This is a genomic window from Niveibacterium sp. COAC-50 (genome assembly GCF_013184235.1).
Taxonomy (GTDB): Bacteria; Pseudomonadota; Gammaproteobacteria; order Burkholderiales; family Rhodocyclaceae; genus Niveibacterium; species Niveibacterium microcysteis.
Genome location: NZ_JABCJM010000027.1, coordinates 1 through 549, shown reverse-complemented (window position 1 = coordinate 549; position 549 = coordinate 1). Strand labels below are relative to the sequence as shown.

Annotated in this window: 1 protein-coding gene; it reads left to right on the top strand. The window is 66.7% G+C overall.

Translation table 11 applies throughout. The annotated features are described in order from the left end of the window. Positions 1-549 (top strand): VCBS domain-containing protein (locus tag HH302_RS22250; protein ID WP_216662030.1); only part of this gene is annotated, 549 nt, incomplete at both ends.

The following is a 549-nucleotide window of genomic DNA, read 5'->3' as shown; positions in this document are numbered from 1 at the left end:
ATGCCGATGCCGGTCAATCGAGCTTCCAGGCTGTGGCCCCGGCTTCGCTGTCCGGCACCTACGGCACCTTCACCTTCAACGCCGCGACCGGCGCCTGGACGTACGCACTCGACAACACCAAGGCCGCCACGCAAGCACTCACCAACGGCCAGGTCGTGCATGACACGCTGACCGTCACGAGCCTGGATGGCACCGCCACCAAGGCGATCGATGTCACGGTGACCGGTGCCAACGACACCGCTGCGATCACCGGTACTGCGACCGGCACGATGACGGAAGACGTCGCCGTGACCGGCGGCAACCTCACCGCCGCCGGTGCGCTCGCCGTCACCGACGTGGATTCGGGCGAAGCGGTCTTCGCGACCCCGGCCACGCTGGCTGGCACCTACGGCACCTTTACCTTCAACACCACGACCGGTGCCTGGACCTACGCTGCGAACAACGCGCAGTCCGCGATCCAGTCGCTCGGCGCAGGCCAGTCGCTGACCGATTCGATCACGGTGAAGTCCGCGGACGGTACGGCCTCGCAGGTCATCAGCGTCACGATCA